Genomic DNA, 18,268 nt, shown 5'->3' on the forward strand with positions numbered 1-18,268 from the left:
TGGATAAATCCCCTGCACGAATACAGAGGATCTATCTTTTTATTCAATATTTGCCAATATGCGTTCTGCACCTAATTTTAACATTTTAATTAAAATATAGTTGGTAATGGTAAACAATACAAATAAAACAATAAACATAACCCACAGTCCTACTTGAAGGAAGAAGTATAATAAACTTACTCCCGCTACAATAACTAAAGCTATAAAGATATTAGCTAAAAAGTTCCACAATGTTGTATATCGGCTCTTAAATAATTTCTGCTCTGTATCCCAATGTATATCTGCAGTTTGTGCATCCCAGCGTGTACCGATTAAATTAATTAACAATAACCCGTTCGCACTTAGTAAAAACCAAAGGATCATGAAGATAGGAGAAACTCTCGCTACAACTGCCATCGTAATACCGAATACTGCTAAAATAATTACATTAATTAACCAAGCCGTTATCGCTTTCGCAAAAAAGATATCCGAAGCTTTTACAGGTAAATAACGATTCACAAACCATGAACTTCCATCTCGTGAAAATGATGTTGTTGCGATGACGTTACTTCCCATTAAAAATAACGATGCACAAAGGCCAACGCCAATTGCAAGACCTGCTGATTTTGGATTATCAATATACCCTGTGATCCACTTTAAATTTCCATCTTGCACGAATAAAACAAAGAATAACATAATCGGCATAACGAAAGTTTGTACGATACAATTTAAGAAAAATTGTGGTGTACGGAATAACGTTTTAAATTCTTTTTTCACATATGCTTTTAAATGTGAACTTTGTACCGTTGATTTCTGTAAACCTTCTGCTGAAATGACCTCTTTTTTTGCTGTACTCGTTGAAAGTCCAATAACCCCTTTTAAATATGTACGCTCTGCAATGTAATAAAACAACACAAAGAATACAAATGAAATAAGTGCAAAGATAATTACGTATAATGGACCCTTCCAATTTGCATTTTCTACTAATGCTACTGCTCCAAAATATGTAGTTGGAAAATAATTTGTCATTTGTACTAAAAGTGAAGATTGGTTGTTCGCAAGATAATTCGTAAGTGCATCTTCAGAAAACGAGCTTTTATTTTTCCACTGTAAAAATACATTAATTCCTACAATAAATAGTATACTTACGATTCCAATAAATATATTGCCTCGGTCTTTATTTTTCGCTATATTCGTATACCTCATAATAACTGTCATCAGTAACGAAGCTAATACTAATGGCACAATCGGGAAGAGTAAGTAAATAAAAATCATGTATATGTAATATGTAATAAATGCGCCACTTTTTAAACCGTACGTAATAAAGATTGGTAATAAAATAAATGAACTCATTACGTATTGTGTAATTAATACCGTTAAAAATTTTGCCGAAATAATTTGTGCTGGTTTCAATGGTAATGGCAATAACATTTCAATGTCATTACTATAGTAAAATACAGTTAAAATGTTCGTTATACTCATTAAAAATACCCATATACTCGCAATCGCAAGCCCCATTGCGATAATCATTCCTGGGTCTTTCCCTAAATGTTTCATTCCTTCATACATTCCGTGCGTGATAGAACCAAATATTAAAAAGCCGACAAATAAAATGGCTGCAAATGAAAATACATACGCCCATCGCTTCTTCTTATCTGTTATAAAATCTGCATAATTTAATTTCAATAATACTTTCGTTAACGTCCAAATTTTACTCATTGCCCGTCATCTCCAAGAACATTTTTTCAAGTGATTCATTGGATTTAAAATGATCTCTCATTTCATCTAAATTTCCTTTAAACTGAAGATTTCCCTTATTAATAATTGCAACGCGGTCACATATTTTTTCTGCCACTTCTAATACGTGCGTCGAGAAAAATACGATTTTCCCTTTATCCGCATGTTCTCTCATCATTTCTTTTAAAATATACGCAGATTTCGGATCAAGCCCCGTTAACGGTTCATCTAAAATCCATACATCTGGCTCATGCACGAGCACACCAATAATAACGATTTTTTGTCTCATACCGTGCGAGTAACTTTGAATTTGATCCGATAACGCATTGTACAGATCAAATTTCTTCGCTAAAGATTCAATTCGCTCTTGTCTTACTTCTTTCGGCACTTCATACATATCTGCCATAAAGTTTAAATATTCAATTCCCTTTAATCGTAAAAACATATCTGGGCTATCTGGAACATAACCAAACGTCTTTTTCGCTTCCATCGGATTTTTCATAATATCTTTACCGTTAATCGTAATCGTTCCTTTGTCCACCCCATGAATACCAGTAATCATCTTAATTGTTGTTGATTTACCCGCACCATTCGGTCCTAAAAACCCAAAAATTTCTCCGCTAGGCACAGATAAACTTAAATCTTTTACTGCATAGGTAGACCCATTATAACTTTTCGACACATTCGTAATTTCAATCATTCCATCCAATCCTTTCCTTAATTACCAAATAACTATATCAATATTATAGCATACTTCCATTTTTAGATTTTTATATTTTTTCAGTTTTTTCAACCTTTAAAATAAATATACACGCCTAATCCAACGATTAAAACGACAGCTAGTAAAATATAGATGATCGTCAGCCGTTTAATATTCCCTTTTGTCGCTTTACTATAATTCGCATCACCATTCCGCCCAATTAACACCGTCGCCACTACAGTAATCACTACAAGTAATACAACGATCATGATCCAAGTTAGCATTCCTTCCTCCCCCTCCTTACAACCATTTTACAATATTATCCTCCTTATTTCGCAGTATATTTCCTCTTTTTACTATTATTATGAAAAGAATTGGAAAACTATTATTATCACACATTTCCATATGTGATATATTTATAACATAACGTGATTTATCCCGCTTTAATGGGCAGTAAGACCCCCACCTCAAAATTCAGCGAAAGCAAAGAAGTTAGGCGGGGGATCAACTGCCCATAAAAGTCCGATTGGTTCAACTAATAATCAGTGGGGGATGAAGAAAACCCCCACTGATTAAAGTTTCACTTTATTTCTAACATTGAAAGGAGAATCTATCGTGAAAAGAACTTGGATTAAATATTTAGGATTTCTCGGTTTCTTCGGTTTCCTCGGCTTTTTTTATGAAAAAGGATTGTTTACTATGTTCTGTTTCTTCTCCTTTTTCACGATTTATAGAACGGTTCAACACGATGAACTATTTGAACAAATCGTCAATAAATCGTGCCGCAACGCATTTATCGTTACATTACTAACTACCGCTATCATTATGTTTATTGAAATGTTATTTCCAAACCCGGTGCTACAAGAGATTGATATCGCTCTTATTTTCAGCACACTCATTCTTACGTTCGGCTTCTCTATGTTCTTTTACGATAAACCTGTTGATGAAATGGAAGATGCGCCATGGCGTTCGTGACGAGAATAAAAGAATACCGCGCCAAATCGAACATGACACAAGAAGATTTAGCGAAAACTGTTGGTGTACGCCGTGAAACAATTAGCCATCTCGAAAAAGGAAAATATAACCCTTCCTTACAACTCGCTCACGATATAGCGAAGGCACTTCATAGTACGATTAATGAGATTTTTATTTTTGAGGATTAATTGAGGACACAAAATCATATAAAAATACCGGCATTCTTTTCACAAAGAATACCGGTATTTTTCATTTATCACCCATACAAAACAGCATGAAATACGCCTAATAGTAAGTATTGATCCTCTATATAACCCTCATCATATACATTCATCTCGATGTCATACATATCTTCCTCAAGACGAATATTCCAATCTGCGATTACATAGCCGTTGCGTAATAACTTTCCAAGCCCAATTGTAGTTTTGTGAACAACATATTCTTCTGTCTTATATGTAAAGGTAAATAGGAAATTTGCATCTAGTAACTTTCCGTCACATACAAGTATTTCGTGCTCTGCATCATTATGATCGATGTACGTTACTAAAATCCTTCTTTGACGCTGCCTACTTACATCCTTTGCAATGACGCGAATGTTGTCTTTACTATCCTTTATTTCGTAAATGATATTACTACCGACTTTCGGAATAAAGTCTAGCACTTTCATCAACGTATTTTTATAATAGCCCCGTACTGCGCCTACTCTTTCGCTTTCATTGTAAACCTCTATCGACGTCGTATCCGCTTTACTATCACACAGTCGTTTGTAAGAAAGCTGCATCATTCGCTCTCCTCTTAAATACTGATCAAATGTCACAGGATATTCTATCGCACGCAGTTCCTTATTTAGCTCATATAAATAACGCCCGACGCTCTCTACTAATGCTGTCGTGGATATGCATTCCTGAAGGTCAAATTGTTGCCAACTAGAAGTAACTCTCCACTGATCTTCCTCTTCATATACGAATCCGAGAATAACTTCCTCACGGTCACTCGTTTCATAATTCATATGTACGTTTTGACCGTGTTGCACTTGTTCCATCCACTGTCCTAAATAAATGCCGAGCTCTGCGACCTTCATACATGACTTCTGAAAAAGTACGCTGTCACTAACGCGGATCGTTAAATCCCCTTCAATAAAACCCTTTGTATATGCATCATACTTTGGCTCATCCTTCTGCGGAATAGCCTTGTCTAACTCAAATAAAAACGTTAACATTCTTTACTCACCTCTAATTGTTACACCTATCCTACCTATATATTGGCCGCAACTCAAATTATATCAACGATTTTTTCGATATATCGACAATTCGATAAAGAATATCGACTTAGCGAAAAATATCAAAACAATTAAAATGAAGCTACCTTTTCTTCCGCCACTTCCACAATTTCTAAAATTTGTAGCAGGCTCTCCACTTCATAAGTCGGCTTAACATCTGTCTTATTTTCTTTCAAACTTGGATTATACCAACACGTATCAATGCCGTAATCTTCTCCGCCTTTCATATCAGAAGTTAGCGAATCTCCAACCATTAATACACTTGATTTATCAGTAATCCCAAACTTCTCAAATGCATAATCAAAAATCTCACGCGCTGGTTTTTGATGACCAACCTCTTCTGAAATAATAATATGATCAAAGAAATGACATAAAGGCGAATTCCCAATTCTAGATTGTTGCACCTTCGTATATCCATTCGTAATAATACCTAACTTACAATCTTGTAGATTCTCACATAATTGCACTGCACCTTCTATAAGGTGTACTTCTTCCCCTAAGTTTTCAAGGTATATATCACTAAATTGCTGTGCATCTACTTCTATATTATGAAGGGCAAATAATTGTCTAAATCGATCTACCGCTAATTCACTTAATGTAATCATTTTATTTTCTAAATCTCTCCATAATCCATTACTAATCTCTTTATAACTTGCAAGATAATCATTATACCCTGTAGGCATCCCGAACTGTACAAACGCGTTATGCAAAGCATTTCTTTCCGTTTCAGGAAAATCTAATAATGTATCATCTACGTCGAATAATATAACTTTATATTTCATTATGCTCTCCTCAACTAGTACGTTATTTACAACTTGTATTTTCTCATTAATTGTCTCTTAAGTCGAACTTTTTTCCCTTTATGAATAGTAACTGTATAGAAATCTTACAGTTGTTTATGGCACACGAGTCATGTTATTCAAAAATAATTAATTGTGAAAATACTATACATTTGAGATAATTTGGATAATGAATCCAAATTTCAAAAAGGTAATACAGGAATAGAAAGGGGCGGAAAAACATAGTAAATTCATGGGAAAGACCTAAAGTACAAATCCCAAAAACAAAAAGTGAATGGGTTGGAGATATCATTGGATATTCATTGTTCTTTGGATCAATCATTTTTTTGATCATCATTTGGGGAAGATTACCCGAGGAAGTGCCCGCACATTATAACGCATATGGATCTGTAGATCGCTGGGGATCAAAGTGGGAACTTTTACTTCTGCCAGGAATAGGGCTATTCATACTCCTTTTAATGCAAACTTTAGAAAAGTTTCCAGAAGTACATAACTATCCACAAAGACTGAATGAATCAAATGCTAAACAGTTTTATTTAAACAGCAGAAAAATGCTAAATCAATTAAAAAATGTCTGTTTACTTATTTTCGCTTTCATCCAATTTGAAACCATTTCAATCGCTCTAGATTGGAGCGGCGGTTTCGGAAAATTATTTTTACCGATATTGTTAATTGGGACAGTTATTCCAATTATCATAGGAATAATAAGGCAACGAAAAATTTCATAATAGAAAAGGAGGCTAATCCAATTAGCCTCCCTCTTTCTTATTTATCCTCTAGCAATAACACTTTCATTTCTTCTAACGACTCTTTCGTAAAGCCAAGTGCTTTTTCAGCATACGCTTCAACTGAACCGTATTGCTTTTTCACTTCTTCAATCGCAGCTTGTAAATATTCAGCGCGCGCTTCAAACATCGCACCTAATATTGCTCTACTTTCATCATTTTGAAGTTTCGCACCTAAAAAGGCCATCATTTTTTCATTTAACTTTTCACGGAAGCCGTTACTTAGTAAGTAATCTTCCATTACTGTTTTTTCTGGTACACCTAGTAAAAGTAATAATAATGCCGATCCAAATCCTGTACGGTCTTTTCCAGCTGTACAGTGGTTTACTAACGGTAAGTTTTCCGGGTTTTGCGCTAAGTTTAAGAAGCTCACGAATGCTTCATTACCACTTACGAAATCTTGATTCATTTTCACAAGATACTCGCCTGGCTTCCCTAACATGGAAAGGTCACCAACTTGGAAAAATTCATTTATGTTTAAATCTTTCGCTAAATCTTGCATAACTGGTAAGCACACTTGACGAGCACCTGTAATCTCTGGATTCGGCTTATGCTTCACTTCAAAGTCTGTACGGTAGTCACAAATTAACTTTAAGCCAGACTTTTGTAAATAGTCGATATCCCATTCTGTTAGCCCTGCTAATTCTTCAGAACGGTACAACTTGCCCCATTTTACTTTACGGCCTTCAGTCGTTTCATATCCTCCCATATCACGGAAGTTAAACGCGCCTTGTAATGGCAATCTACGCTCAGCTACTGTCACTGCTTGTCCATTACTTCCAACTAGTCTAAAATATGGACGCTCATTTTCACTAAGGTTTTCAATTGTACATGATGACTCTCCATTTACCGTTGCAAGTAATTCTCCATTTTCTTCAATATGCTCTGGTGAAGTACTCCAATAAATACGAACTTCTTCTATATTATTTTCCCACTTTATATATAGCGTATTGTCTTCATTTCTTTCTACAATTGCTTGTAACCAATTTCTTTGCTGCTCCATTCTTTCACCAACACTTTCTCGTATAATCGAATCTTTCTTTATTGTATTATAGAAATATCTATTTTGTCGTTCTCATTTTTCTTTTTATCTTACAAACAGGCAAGAAGTTCTTTTACTTGTTCAAAATTTGTACACGGATTCCCGTTAAACAAGTTCAAGAACCTTTTTCCCCCTCCTAAAACTTCCTCACATATCGCTCAGTACAACTCAGCAACTGACATCCGTTCTTTTCAAAAACATCCTTCATCCACTCATTTTGTACATTTGTCTCGCCAATATAATAAGATGCACCTATTTCTTTTAAAACAAACATTGCTCCTGTAAAGAATGCTGCTTCATACCCTTTATTTCGCATATTTGGAGCGACTGCGAAATACATGAGTTTCCCCTCTTCTAACGTATCTCTCTCAATATGCGGGATTACAATTCCTATTGGCTCTTCATTGATACTTGCTGTTAAACAATGTTCTTTCCATTGCTCACCAATTTCTTGCAACATCATATTTACAAATTGATCATAATCGATTTGTTCTCCCGTCACTTCATTCCACAGTGAGTAAAAAACGTCTTCGCCAATCTCTTCAATAAGCTTAAAATCAATCTCACTTTCTATATCTTCTACTTCATATATATCCTTAAACACAATCATATTTTCAGTAATATATTCAAATAAATACGTTTCAAAACATTTCTTATACACATCGTAATTTGGGCTTTTTGAAGAAATCTCAAAATGTAAGTTTTCTATTCCCTCTTTTTTAGCCTCAGCAACGCAATATTGCATCATTTCCTTTAATTGCTCTTCTGTAAAAGGCTCTGCATTATTTTCTTTTATCATGATAGAAGAAGCATTTCTTCTTATTTTAAAATGTTTTTCTAACTGTTCTATAGTCATCATATACTTCCCTCATCTATGTCATACTCGAATTTCTACTTGTTCTCCTTGCATGAGCAGGATTGTCCTTGAATATATAGAATACTAGAAAACATCGCATCTTTAAAGTGCGGAGGAGGTTCTCCATTGGATATTACAACGTTACAACAACAGTTAGAGCTTATACAACAAAATGACTATACGCAACTGCAACATATAGATATAAATGAGTTAACGCTCAATATGCTTCAGTATGTCGGAACGACTGATAGTTACGTTCGTTACCAACTTATATATAAATGCTTTTCCTATTTCATTCATCATGAATTCCTTATGGATGATCAGCTGAAATTACTTCTGCAAACTTGTTTAAGCGATGAGTATTTATATTGTGATATTCACTCCCCACATACAGATGGGGTTTTCACACGTTCTTACACTGTTTCGTTAATCGCGCTAATACTCCAATTCGCTAACTCGCACTACTTTTTCACAGAGGAAGATATTGAAGAAATAAAAAACAAACTCATTTCATATACAAACTTAGAAACGGATTTTCGAGGCTATATTGAAAATAAAGGATGGGCTCATTGTCTTGCTCACGTATCAGATGCCTTTACTGAAATTGTTCACAATTCCTATACGACCTTTGAATGGTATGAAGAATTAATTCATTGCTTATTAAATAAAATTTTTATCCCATCTGATCTTTTTCACAATAACGAAGACGAACGCATTATTACGCCGTTACTAGCAATGCTGTATCATGACTTTCCACAAGACGAGTTAGTCTCTATTATTCATAAAAAAATAAAAAGGCTTCCTCAAATTAGAAAACGCCTTTCGCTTAATGAGTATTGTATTTTATGTGCCAACATTAAAACCTTTTTACGCACATTATTTTTCAGAACGAAAGATGATCATAACTTAGCATTTACAGCACGTAAAACAGAAAGAATGTTAAAAGAACTTCCTAACTATTATTAAAATATAAGGAGAACAACTATGGGATATATTGAAGACATGAGAAATCTAGTAGGTAATCAACCACTTATTTTAATCGGTTCACACGCCATTATATTAAATGAGAAAAATGAAATATTACTGCAGCTCCGTACAGATTTTAACCGCTGGGGTATTATTGGTGGTGCCTTAGAATATAACGAAACGTTAGAAGAGACTTTAAAGCGAGAAGTATATGAAGAAACGGGACTTATCATTAAAAATCCAGAACTATTCCGTACATACTCAGGACCTGATTTCTTTCAAATCTACCCAAACGGCGATCAAGTACACGGTGTACTCGTTGTTTATATTTGCCGCGAATTCAATGGTGAACTTGTATGCGACCAAACGGAATCGAAAGAACTACGCTTCTTTCCGCTTGATGAGTTACCTAGTAATCTTCCTTCTGTTATTGAGAGGATTGTTACTGACTTTCAGAATTCGAATTGAACTATTAATATAGTCAAGATGGAATTCATCTTGACTATATTTTTATTTATTATCCCTATTTAACTCTTGAACAATGTCCCTTTTCCCTATTCTATTAGCAAAAGGAATAAAAATAATATGGACTATTCCGAACATCCCCGCTATTACCGTTACGATAAGTTGGAAATCAAAAAATAAAGGTGTACGATCTATTATACTTACCATATAGGTTAATAATATTCCTATAACAGCCCCTAGTACGATTCCAATAAGTACATATAAATTAACTTGCGTCAAAATAACTTGTACAATCCCCTTTTTCTTAACTGTTATTGCTCTTAAAATAGCAAACTCTTTTCTTTTAGATTGAATATTATTTATAAGTGTATTACATACCCCTAATGTTACACTAAATAAAATTACTACAATAACAACGATGAAGATGGACCACCTTTGCTGAAACATTAAATTAGATCGCTTTAACGATTGAGTATAACTACTTATTTTTAATTGTGGATATTGACCTTTCAATTTCTTTAATTGCTCCAACGTCTCTCTCTCATTATTTGAACTAATAAATGCTCGCTCAAAAACTGTATAATTTTGTTTATATGTTACATTACTCCAATCCATAAGTACCGCAGGAGAATTCGGTAGCTCATTAACAATTAATACGATTTCTACCTTACTAGTCGGTCTAACTTTTTGTTCCTGTTCTGAAAATAGACCCAATTGAACGATATCACCTGCATGAAGTTTATACCGCTCCGCTAACTCTTTTGTAACAATTATACTATTCTCCAAATTTGCAGGTACTTCTGGCAGTAATCCTTGCTTTTCCATTTCCTTTAAATCACCTAAATTATAGTCAAAAGTAATATAATTTTCACCTTGTTTTAATTCTGCCAGTGAGTTCGTACTAATTGTACTAGCTCCTTTTACACTACTTATTTCTTTAAATATATTTTGTATATGAGGTAAGGTAATGGTTGAATCATTAGTCAAACGATTTTCCACAACAATATGTGTTGGAAATTCTCGGTTTAAATATCTTTCATTATTTTTTTGCATCGTTTTAAATATAGTGGAGCCGAAGACAACTATTACCATCATTGTACTTATCATTAAGATAACAAATGTATTTTTCCTTACTTGCGGAATTACATTTTTAATAGCAACAAATGTATTCCTTCCAAATATTTTTTTCATTATAGGTAGACATGCTATTAATATCGAAGAAAGATAAATAGGAAATAATATATACACCCCTAAAACAAGAAATATAGACCCTATTAATATCACTATCGCCTGCGTATCTCCCGTATTTGCTACAAAGCCACCTAAAACAGTTAAAAATATACTACTAATTAAAAGGAATTTCCCCATAATACTGCGTGTTTTTTTATTAGAAAAGTCTGATTCTTCATTTTCGCGCATAAGCTTTACTGGCAATATTTTCGAACTTCTGTACGAAGGATATAACATAAACAGTTCAATAAAAAAGATACTACAAATCATTGTTACAATTGCTACTTCATAGTCGAAACCCATTGAATTCATTTGAAAAGCAAATAACTGTTCTAGCCAACTTTGTAAAAAACGGTCACTTATTACAGCTAGTAACAAACCGAATATTCCACCAAAAAAATTAATTACACTACATTGAATAAATATAACTTTAAACATTTGTTTCGTTGTTGCTCCCATTGATCGCATAATAGCAAATTGACTTTTATATTTATATAAAAATACTTCAAAGTTAGACATTAATAATAACGATGTAATAATAAGTATTAATGCAGATAAAACGATTATAAAAATATGTAATGATGCTAAATTACTTTTAAAAAACTCGTCTTCCTCTGCAATATCGATTCTTAATTCTTCGTCTATTTTATGAATTTGACTAGACAATGCTAGTACATCCGCATTCTCTTTTGCTTTTATTAACACATAAGTAGCCTCATTGTGTTTACCCGTTTTTTCATATACGTGCTGTTTCACCGCATCTTCCGATAAAATGAGTATATCTGGAGCTGAACCTCCAGCTTCTATATCAGGTAACACTTCTTTTACTACATAGGATTTATTTTCTATTTCAATCTTTTCCCCAACTTTTACTTGTAAAGTTTCTGCTAATCCATCATTTAATGTTACTTCCTCATTTGATAAATTTTCAGAGAAGTGATATCGACTTTTAGATAACGAATCATTTTGAACACCTACTGTATAAATAGCTACATTCAATTTATTCACTTGTAAATGATTTACTAATACTTTTGACATGTATTCAATATTTTCTTGTTTCTTAATATTTTGTAGTGAAGATTTATCCATCAATTTATTTTGATCAGGGTTATATCCAACAGATAAATCCATATCTCCATATACATTTTTCACTTCATTTATAACAGACTGTTTCGCATGACTCGAAAACACAATCATCGTAACAATTAGAGAAACGGCCAACATAACACTAACTATAGAGGAAATAGCAGTAAATTTATTCTTCTTAAAAAAGCGTAAACCTAATCCTCGTACTGATTTTATCATTTTGATATCTCCATTAATTTTTTAAATTTATCTAAAATAATATTCATATCATTTACTCCATGAGAACACGTATAATTATCAACAACTTCTCCATTATGAAAGAAGAGAACCCGATCTGCATACGTAGCGATATGGGGATCATGAGTAACAAGAATCATACTTTGATTAAATCTTTGTTTCATATCGACTAGTACTCGTAAAATATCATTAGACGTATTGAAATCCAAATTTCCAGTAGGTTCATCTGCAAGAACAATTGGAGGAGATGTTATTAACGCCCTACCAATTGCAACACGTTGTTGTTGTCCCCCAGAAAGCTGAACTGGTCGGTGATTTCTCCAATTTATTAAACCAAGAACATCTAATATTTTATTTGTTTTTTCTCGTATCTCCTCTTCTGAATCAGCTGATAATATGAGGGGTAATGCAATATTTTCTTCTACAGATAAATCCTTTAATAAGTGGAATGACTGAAAGATAAATCCTATGTTATCCCGCCTGTACTCCGTGGCATATGGTTCAACAAACATATTTTTAGGCACTTCACCATTTACATATACAATTCCCTCATCAGGCTTGTCTAAAGCACCAAGTATGTTTAGTAATGTACTCTTCCCAGACCCACTCATCCCCATTACGGCAAGGAGTTCTCCTTTATTCAGCTCCAAAGATACATTTTGTAAAGCTCTAACATTTGTATCTACACTCTCATACGTCTTACTTAAACCTTGAACTGCTAACACAGTTTCACTCATCTTTATTCACCTCAACATGATTAAATGTTATTTCCTCCATCAGATTAACTTGAATTAAAACTTTTTCTTTTAAATTACTAGGTGGTACAATTTCTGTTCCTATTTGGAATAACAACACTTTTAACTCGAGAATTGTAACCATTTCTATCCCTCCTCACTCTATATTGGTAACAAATTCAAATTTCGTTCGATTTTTTTATAAAAAAAATAAGGGAACGCTCAGCGTCCCCTCTCAAATCCAATCCGTTTTTTAATTTCCGCTAAATTTACCTTTGCGATTTCTCTTGCACGCTCAGCACCTTTTTCTAACGCTTCGTATAATAAATTCGGCTCATTCATATACATCTCATATTTCTCACGGGGGCCAGCTAATTCGCGGTCTACAACGCGAAACAACTCTTTTTTCACATCGCCCCATCCAATGCCAGTTTCATACTTTTCACGCATCGACTGCATTTCAGCTTCTGTCGCAAATTCTTTATATATCGTAAATAACGTTTCTAGTTCTTTCGGTTCATTTGGAAGTGAAGAATCTGTTTTGATTTTAAATATTAACTTTCGTAGTTTTTTTTGCTCTGCAAATAACGGGATCACATTTCCGTAACTTTTACTCATCTTTCTTCCATCAAGGCCAGGTAATATGGCACCTTCTTCTTGTATGACATACTCCGGAAGCGTAAATGTCATACCGAATGTATGATTAAAATACGTCGCAATATCACGCGCAATTTCAATATGTTGAATTTGGTCTTTCCCGACTGGTACTTGAGTAGCTTGAAATAGTAATATGTCAGCTGCCATTAAAATCGGGTACGTATATAACCCCATATTCACTCCTGCATCGACCTCTAACCCCGCTTCTTTATTTTGCTCCACCTTCGCCTTATATGCATGGGCACGGTTCATAAGCCCTTTCGGAGTTAGACAAGCTAATATCCAAGCTAATTCTAGAATCTCCGGCACTTCTGTTTGTCTGTAAAAAATAACATCTTCTCCTAGTCCGAGTGATAACCAAGTAGCTGCTACCTCTTTCGTATAATTACTAAACTGACTTGGATCATGTACAGCATTTAACGCATGATAATCCGCTATAAAATACAATGCTTTTCCTTCATTACTCTTTGACATTTGCAGTGCAGGTTTAATCGCACCAATATAATTTCCTAAATGCGGATAACCTGTCGGCTTAATTCCAGTTAACATTATTTTTTCGCTCAACCTAACCCCTCCTTTCTCAAAATAAAAAGAGTCTCTCATCCTTAAAAAAGGACGAGAGACTCCCGCGGTACCACCTTCATTAGCTATCATCATAGCTCGCTTCAACTTCTTAACGTGAAGTAACCGTCTTTGCCTACTCATTTCAGCTAGAAGCTCCAGAGCCCATTCCATATTCATCCCTTACTGATTTCCACCACGCATCAGCTCTCTAAAAAGTTTTGAATATGTACTCTTCTCTTTCATTGCTTTTCGTTATTTTTTACAGTTTATCACATTTCCCGTTTACCTAAAACTGAATTTTCTTTTTTTGTTAAGTTTTAGCAATAATTATTACCGATTTATTCCAAATAATATATAATCAATATATACAGAATCGATTTGCAATACAAAAACGAGGTGATGTTATGGGTTGGTTTACTAAAAAGAATGATGAAAAGATTGATACGTTTAATAACGATGATAAAAGTCAAGATGATACTTTAGGGGTAATTATACATTTCACACCTATCGCTATATATGTATACACTTGCGATGAGTACATAGAAACATTTGACGGTGCGCTCACTTTTGAAAATGAGAACGGAAATCAAGTAGAAATCGGAGGTACTTTCATTTCTCTTGAAGTAGATGCTACTTTTCGCATGGACGATTTAATATTTGATTACAAACTAAAGGAAAGCAATCTACCTATTGTTGAATTAAAAGCCTACGCATGAGGTCAATTTGTCTACTATAGAAAGAGTAAAAAAGCTAGAACAGTAATATCTGTTCTAGCTTTTTTCACGTATTCAACTTAACAAATCTATAACTATGCGTTACTAACACTTTTAATATCGCATATCCTGGAATTGCTAAAATAATCCCCATAATTCCAAATAAATTTCCGGCAGTTAAAATAATAAAAATGATAGTAATTGGGTGAATGTCTAGCTTTTTTCCCATAACTTGCGGAGAAATAAATTTACCTTCTGCTAATTGTACGACCATCATAACGATAATTACTTTTAACACCATTGCTGGCGAGTCAATAAATGCGATAATTAAAGCTGGTGTAATTGCGATGATTGGTCCTACGTACGGAACGATATTTACAATCATCGCTAAAATTGCAAGTAGTACCGCATATTTAATACCAATAATCAGGTAGCCGATTAATAACATAATACCAATAAACAAGCTAACGATAATTTGCCCTCTAATATACGAGCTAATCGCATAATGCATATCATCTAGTATTCTCATCGCTGCTGGTTGTCTTTGTTCTGAAATAAACTTTAAGAAATGATTCGGTAATTGCTCACCATCTTTTAAAAGATAGAACAATATAAACGGAACCATTACAAACGTTAAAACGACCTCTGTAACAGTACTTAAAAATCCAGTTACATTTCCAGTTACTGATGATAACGACTTCGTAAAATCAACTGTGTAGTCTTTTACCATACTCGCTACATCAATATTTAAATTCTCCTGAATTTTTCCTAGTAAATTACTTTCCCCGAATCTACGTGCCGCTCGCTCAATTTCATGACCGAAATACGGTAAGTTATCTATTAATGCATCAATTTGATCTTTAATAATCGGGATTACTGTTACAACTAAAAACACAAATAATCCCAGTACTATTATATATATAGAAGCGATTGATACGATTCTTGAAACACCTTTCTTTTCTAAAAGCGAAACGAATGGATGCAAAATATAAAATAGCACGCCCGCTAATAATACCGGGAAGAAAATTGTTTTTAAAAAGACGATAAACGGAGTAAACACAAAAGAAATCTTCGTTAGCAATAATATGTTAATAAACAATAACGCAAAGCCGAGTAACACCGCTAAATAATTTTGCTCTCTAAAAAACTTTTTCAACTTATCTCTTTTTCTTATATTTATTTTCTCCAATGAAACCACCTCTTTGAATAATGAAAAGCCCTTATTCAGGGCTTTTCGTCATAATCTATATCTTTATTTCCTTGCAGCTTTCACTACAAATGATACAATAAGAATTAACACGATTGCCCCTAATAATGCTGGTACGACATGAATCCCACCAAATGATGGCCCAAAAGATCCAAATAATCTACCACCTAACGAAGCACCTAATAAACCTGCGATAATATTTCCGAACATACCACCTGGAAAATTTTTACCCGTTATAGAACCTGCAATTGCACCTATAATAGCACCAACTATTAATGTGATAATCCATCCCATTTTTAGCCCTCCATTTCTATTATGGTGTATTTCTTTTTAATACTAAATTGTTATGTAACTATTATAATTATTATATCCAATAAAGAAAAATCTTGTCAAATCTATGAAAATAAAGCCTATAAGGAGGTTTTACCCTATGATTCAAAAATTAGTAACAACTTCTCACAACACTGCTACTTCTATTTTAAACATTCAAATACCCGCTTATGAAATTGAAGCAAAATATATAAATAGTACGGCTATCCCTCGTCTTTATGATACTGTAGCCGATATTCAATTATGTGATGAAATTTTTTACGGCTATTTTTATGAAGATACACTTGCCGGGTTTATTTCTTTTAAAATGGATGAAGAGGAAGTTGATATTCATCGTTTAGTAGTATCCCCTAATCATTTTCATAAAGGAATTGCAACAAAACTACTACTATATGTATTTGACATGTTCTCCCCTTCCCAAACATATATTGTACAAACAGGGAAAGAAAATACCCCTGCTCTGTCTTTATATAAAAAACATGGTTTTATTGAAATAAAGGATATCATATTACCCGATGGTGTGGTTTTAACCTCCTTGAAAAAATCAGAAAACAATAAATAGTTTGACTCATTAATTTATTTATGTTATCTTTTACTTTATAAAACCTTTTGCTGAGTCCGAAATTTGGAGCGGGGGAACCATTTTTGTAGCCATGCTACTTGGGGCGAATCTTTTTTTAGTAGGGAAACTCTCACTTCCCGAGTCCGACAGCTAACCTCGTAAGCGTAATGGGAGAGGAAGGTGCTTTTTGCCTATGTTACACAGTGTACCTCCTTAATTATAAATATGGAATCGATACCAATAGACACCTATATTTATAGAAAAGGAGACATGTATAATGTTACGTTTATCTGATCACGCAATAAAAATGATGGAGCAAAGACTTCGACTCGAACAACACCGCACATATCAAGCAAATAAAGTTGTAGATAACTTACATCACAAATACTTCTTTCAGCATATTTTTCAACCGAAAAGATAAAGAGAAAAACACAAGGTGTGTCTGTATAGACATTCCTTGTGTTTTTTATATTTCTTATAAAATTCTCACTACATTTAAACTTGCCGTAATCGCACCTGCTATAGTGGTCACATGCCCTACACCTAACGGACCATTTTGTAATATTAATGTTGAATTTGCACTCGTTACATTCACAAGAAGTGTATTTGAAATGGCTGGTTCAATTACTACAGTTGATGTCGTTACGTTTTGTATAAAACTCCCTGTTAGTTGGGCTCCATTTAATAATAATCTTACAGATACTGTCTCATTCCCCGCACTTGCATCTCCTTGAAAATAATAACTTACTAAATATATGCCTGGCGTAGATATGGTAACCGTTGTGGCACTAGTTAAAGATACACCTGTTCCATATACTGTAGATCCACTATTAATTGGAATATTGGCATTTGCTGCAATGGCACTCGTTGATGTAGAAAAGAAATAGCCGCCACCTGTTGATATAGCAGATGATCCGGTTGATCCTGTTAAGCCGGTTGGGCCCGTGGCACCGGTTGGGCCTGTTACTCCCGTTCCCCCTGTTGCTCCTGTTATTCCTTGGATTCCTTGGATTCCTGTTGGGCCTGTTGCACCAGTCGCTCCCGTCGCTCCGGTTGATCCGGTTGCTCCCGTCACACCTTGAGGACCTTGAATTCCTTGGATTCCTTGAGGACCTGTTATTCCCGTCGCTCCTGTTGCTCCCGTCGGACCAGTTATCCCTTGTGGTCCTTGGATTCCTTGCACGCCTTGTGGACCGGTTACTCCTGTCTCGCCTGTTGCACCCGTTTGACCTGTTACCCCTTGTGGTCCTTGAATTCCTTGGATGCCTTGTGGACCAGTTGCTCCCGTCGGTCCGGTTGCACCCGTTGGACCGGTTGGACCTGTTGATCCGGTTATCCCTTGTATTCCTTGAGGTCCAGTTGGG

At 34.5% G+C, this 18,268-nt stretch carries 21 protein-coding genes, 1 pseudogene, 1 riboswitch and 1 other annotated feature; of the genes and pseudogenes, 8 read left to right on the forward strand and 14 right to left on the reverse strand.

Translation table 11 applies throughout. From position 1 onward, the window contains the following. Positions 1-39 precede the first annotated feature (39 nt). The 3 genes from MR113_RS18095 to MR113_RS18105 form a co-directional block, all read right to left on the reverse strand. Complete coding sequence (locus MR113_RS18095) at positions 40-1,698, reverse strand: putative ABC transporter permease subunit (protein ID WP_242255957.1); 1,659 nt, start codon at positions 1,696-1,698, stop codon at positions 40-42. Next, the gene (locus MR113_RS18100; protein WP_000570199.1) at positions 1,691-2,416 is read right to left on the reverse strand and encodes an ABC transporter ATP-binding protein; all 726 of its coding nucleotides are present in this window, start codon (positions 2,414-2,416) and stop codon (positions 1,691-1,693) included. Before MR113_RS18100 ends, MR113_RS18095 begins: the two co-directional genes overlap by 8 nt. 89 nt (positions 2,417-2,505) lie before the next feature. Further along, complete coding sequence (locus MR113_RS18105; protein WP_061680295.1) at positions 2,506-2,700, reverse strand: hypothetical protein; 195 nt, start codon at positions 2,698-2,700, stop codon at positions 2,506-2,508. A gap of 331 nt (positions 2,701-3,031) precedes the next feature. On the opposite strand from MR113_RS18105, the gene MR113_RS18110 reads away from it, so the two are divergent. Next, entirely contained in the window at positions 3,032-3,391 is a 360-nt protein-coding gene (locus MR113_RS18110; protein ID WP_242255959.1) for a DUF3796 domain-containing protein, read from the forward strand. After that, positions 3,379-3,579: a helix-turn-helix transcriptional regulator gene (locus MR113_RS18115; RefSeq protein ID WP_242255960.1), complete on the forward strand. Its 201-nt coding sequence runs from the start codon at positions 3,379-3,381 to the stop codon at positions 3,577-3,579. The genes MR113_RS18110 and MR113_RS18115 overlap by 13 nt, the downstream gene beginning before the upstream one ends. Before the next feature lie 68 nt (positions 3,580-3,647). On the opposite strand, the gene MR113_RS18120 is transcribed toward MR113_RS18115, so the two are convergent. After that, positions 3,648-4,610: a tubby C-terminal domain-like protein gene (locus tag MR113_RS18120; protein WP_242255961.1), complete on the reverse strand. Its 963-nt coding sequence runs from the start codon at positions 4,608-4,610 to the stop codon at positions 3,648-3,650. 131 nt (positions 4,611-4,741) lie between these two features. Then, a complete protein-coding gene (locus tag MR113_RS18125) occupies positions 4,742-5,452 on the reverse strand; it encodes a YjjG family noncanonical pyrimidine nucleotidase (protein WP_242255964.1) in 711 nt (236 codons plus the stop codon). A 320-nt stretch (positions 5,453-5,772) separates the two neighbouring features. Here MR113_RS18125 and MR113_RS18130 point away from each other — a divergent pair, with 320 nt between their 5' ends. Then, complete coding sequence (locus MR113_RS18130) at positions 5,773-6,198, forward strand: DUF1648 domain-containing protein (protein WP_242255970.1); 426 nt, start codon at positions 5,773-5,775, stop codon at positions 6,196-6,198. A 37-nt stretch (positions 6,199-6,235) separates the two neighbouring features. Here the strand turns inward: MR113_RS18130 and MR113_RS18135 are convergent, their stop codons facing one another. Then, complete coding sequence (locus tag MR113_RS18135; protein ID WP_242255972.1) at positions 6,236-7,258, reverse strand: tyrosine-protein phosphatase; 1,023 nt, start codon at positions 7,256-7,258, stop codon at positions 6,236-6,238. A gap of 175 nt (positions 7,259-7,433) precedes the next feature. Continuing rightward, complete coding sequence (locus MR113_RS18140; RefSeq protein WP_242255974.1) at positions 7,434-8,156, reverse strand: GNAT family N-acetyltransferase; 723 nt, start codon at positions 8,154-8,156, stop codon at positions 7,434-7,436. Between the two features lie 123 nt (positions 8,157-8,279). Between MR113_RS18140 and MR113_RS18145 the strand changes: the two genes are divergently transcribed. Beyond that, positions 8,280-9,119 carry a DUF2785 domain-containing protein gene (locus tag MR113_RS18145; RefSeq protein WP_000355707.1) on the forward strand — a complete coding sequence of 280 codons (840 nt, stop codon included), beginning with the start codon at positions 8,280-8,282 and terminating at the stop codon, positions 9,117-9,119. Between the two features lie 18 nt (positions 9,120-9,137). Continuing rightward, positions 9,138-9,587 (forward strand): NUDIX hydrolase, encoded by a 450-nt coding sequence (locus tag MR113_RS18150; RefSeq protein ID WP_097843073.1) that lies wholly within the window; start codon positions 9,138-9,140, stop codon positions 9,585-9,587. 42 nt (positions 9,588-9,629) lie between these two features. On the opposite strand, the gene MR113_RS18155 is transcribed toward MR113_RS18150, so the two are convergent. The 4 genes from MR113_RS18155 to MR113_RS18170 all read right to left on the reverse strand — a co-directional run bounded on the left by MR113_RS18155 (position 9,630) and on the right by MR113_RS18170 (position 14,131). Further along, complete coding sequence (locus tag MR113_RS18155; RefSeq protein WP_242255976.1) at positions 9,630-12,119, reverse strand: FtsX-like permease family protein; 2,490 nt, start codon at positions 12,117-12,119, stop codon at positions 9,630-9,632. Next, positions 12,116-12,874 (reverse strand): ABC transporter ATP-binding protein, encoded by a 759-nt coding sequence (locus MR113_RS18160; protein ID WP_242255978.1) that lies wholly within the window; start codon positions 12,872-12,874, stop codon positions 12,116-12,118. The genes MR113_RS18155 and MR113_RS18160 overlap by 4 nt, the downstream gene beginning before the upstream one ends. Beyond that, complete coding sequence (locus tag MR113_RS18165; RefSeq protein ID WP_097843070.1) at positions 12,867-13,016, reverse strand: hypothetical protein; 150 nt, start codon at positions 13,014-13,016, stop codon at positions 12,867-12,869. The genes MR113_RS18160 and MR113_RS18165 overlap by 8 nt, the downstream gene beginning before the upstream one ends. 77 nt (positions 13,017-13,093) lie before the next feature. Next, complete coding sequence (locus tag MR113_RS18170) at positions 13,094-14,131, reverse strand: tryptophan--tRNA ligase (protein WP_242255980.1); 1,038 nt, start codon at positions 14,129-14,131, stop codon at positions 13,094-13,096. 5 nt (positions 14,132-14,136) lie between these two features. Further along, positions 14,137-14,344 (reverse strand) — a binding site (T-box leader). 152 nt (positions 14,345-14,496) lie between these two features. Here MR113_RS18170 and MR113_RS18175 point away from each other — a divergent pair. Further along, the gene (locus MR113_RS18175) at positions 14,497-14,808 is read left to right on the forward strand and encodes a hypothetical protein (RefSeq protein WP_242255982.1); all 312 of its coding nucleotides are present in this window, start codon (positions 14,497-14,499) and stop codon (positions 14,806-14,808) included. Between the two features lie 64 nt (positions 14,809-14,872). Here MR113_RS18175 and MR113_RS18180 read toward each other — a convergent pair whose 3' ends face one another. Both MR113_RS18180 and MR113_RS18185 read right to left on the reverse strand, forming a co-directional pair. Continuing rightward, a complete protein-coding gene (locus MR113_RS18180; RefSeq protein WP_242255984.1) occupies positions 14,873-15,994 on the reverse strand; it encodes an AI-2E family transporter in 1,122 nt (373 codons plus the stop codon). A gap of 63 nt (positions 15,995-16,057) precedes the next feature. Next, positions 16,058-16,306, reverse strand: a complete 249-nt coding sequence (locus MR113_RS18185) for a GlsB/YeaQ/YmgE family stress response membrane protein (RefSeq protein ID WP_000539721.1) — start codon at positions 16,304-16,306, stop codon at positions 16,058-16,060. 136 nt (positions 16,307-16,442) lie between these two features. Here MR113_RS18185 and MR113_RS18190 point away from each other — a divergent pair, with 136 nt between their 5' ends. Continuing rightward, the gene (locus MR113_RS18190) at positions 16,443-16,904 is read left to right on the forward strand and encodes a GNAT family N-acetyltransferase (protein ID WP_242255986.1); all 462 of its coding nucleotides are present in this window, start codon (positions 16,443-16,445) and stop codon (positions 16,902-16,904) included. Positions 16,905-16,942: 38 nt separating this feature from the next. Further along, positions 16,943-17,085: riboswitch (cyclic di-AMP (ydaO/yuaA leader) on the forward strand. Positions 17,086-17,181: 96 nt separating this feature from the next. After that, the gene (locus tag MR113_RS18195) at positions 17,182-17,325 is read left to right on the forward strand and encodes a hypothetical protein (RefSeq protein ID WP_000945246.1); all 144 of its coding nucleotides are present in this window, start codon (positions 17,182-17,184) and stop codon (positions 17,323-17,325) included. A gap of 54 nt (positions 17,326-17,379) precedes the next feature. Here the strand turns inward: MR113_RS18195 and MR113_RS18200 are convergent. Beyond that, positions 17,380-18,268: pseudogene (locus MR113_RS18200) on the reverse strand (collagen-like protein); the annotation flags it as partial.

This window comes from Bacillus cereus group sp. BfR-BA-01379, from assembly GCF_022663605.1.
Lineage (GTDB): Bacteria > Bacillota > Bacilli > Bacillales > Bacillaceae_G > Bacillus_A > Bacillus_A mobilis.

Excerpts from the sequence above, each read along its gene's own strand:
- MR113_RS18155 (WP_242255976.1), bottom strand. The coding sequence starts at position 12,119 with ATGATAAAATCAGTACGAGGATTAGGTTTACGCTTTTTTAAGAAGAAT.
- MR113_RS18175 (WP_242255982.1), top strand. The coding sequence starts at position 14,497 with ATGGGTTGGTTTACTAAAAAGAATGATGAAAAGATTGATACGTTTAAT.
- MR113_RS18095 (WP_242255957.1), bottom strand. The coding sequence starts at position 1,698 with ATGAGTAAAATTTGGACGTTAACGAAAGTATTATTGAAATTAAATTAT.
- MR113_RS18100 (WP_000570199.1), bottom strand. The coding sequence starts at position 2,416 with ATGATTGAAATTACGAATGTGTCGAAAAGTTATAATGGGTCTACCTAT.
- MR113_RS18115 (WP_242255960.1), top strand. The coding sequence starts at position 3,379 with ATGGCGTTCGTGACGAGAATAAAAGAATACCGCGCCAAATCGAACATG.
- MR113_RS18185 (WP_000539721.1), bottom strand. The coding sequence starts at position 16,306 with ATGGGATGGATTATCACATTAATAGTTGGTGCTATTATAGGTGCAATT.
- MR113_RS18195 (WP_000945246.1), top strand. The coding sequence starts at position 17,182 with ATGTTACGTTTATCTGATCACGCAATAAAAATGATGGAGCAAAGACTT.
- MR113_RS18165 (WP_097843070.1), bottom strand. The coding sequence starts at position 13,016 with ATGGTTACAATTCTCGAGTTAAAAGTGTTGTTATTCCAAATAGGAACA.
- MR113_RS18125 (WP_242255964.1), bottom strand. The coding sequence starts at position 5,452 with ATGAAATATAAAGTTATATTATTCGACGTAGATGATACATTATTAGAT.
- MR113_RS18120 (WP_242255961.1), bottom strand. The coding sequence starts at position 4,610 with ATGTTAACGTTTTTATTTGAGTTAGACAAGGCTATTCCGCAGAAGGAT.
- MR113_RS18150 (WP_097843073.1), top strand. The coding sequence starts at position 9,138 with ATGGGATATATTGAAGACATGAGAAATCTAGTAGGTAATCAACCACTT.
- MR113_RS18140 (WP_242255974.1), bottom strand. The coding sequence starts at position 8,156 with ATGATGACTATAGAACAGTTAGAAAAACATTTTAAAATAAGAAGAAAT.
- MR113_RS18190 (WP_242255986.1), top strand. The coding sequence starts at position 16,443 with ATGATTCAAAAATTAGTAACAACTTCTCACAACACTGCTACTTCTATT.
- MR113_RS18135 (WP_242255972.1), bottom strand. The coding sequence starts at position 7,258 with ATGGAGCAGCAAAGAAATTGGTTACAAGCAATTGTAGAAAGAAATGAA.
- MR113_RS18170 (WP_242255980.1), bottom strand. The coding sequence starts at position 14,131 with ATGAGAGACTCTTTTTATTTTGAGAAAGGAGGGGTTAGGTTGAGCGAA.
- MR113_RS18105 (WP_061680295.1), bottom strand. The coding sequence starts at position 2,700 with ATGCTAACTTGGATCATGATCGTTGTATTACTTGTAGTGATTACTGTA.
- MR113_RS18160 (WP_242255978.1), bottom strand. The coding sequence starts at position 12,874 with ATGAGTGAAACTGTGTTAGCAGTTCAAGGTTTAAGTAAGACGTATGAG.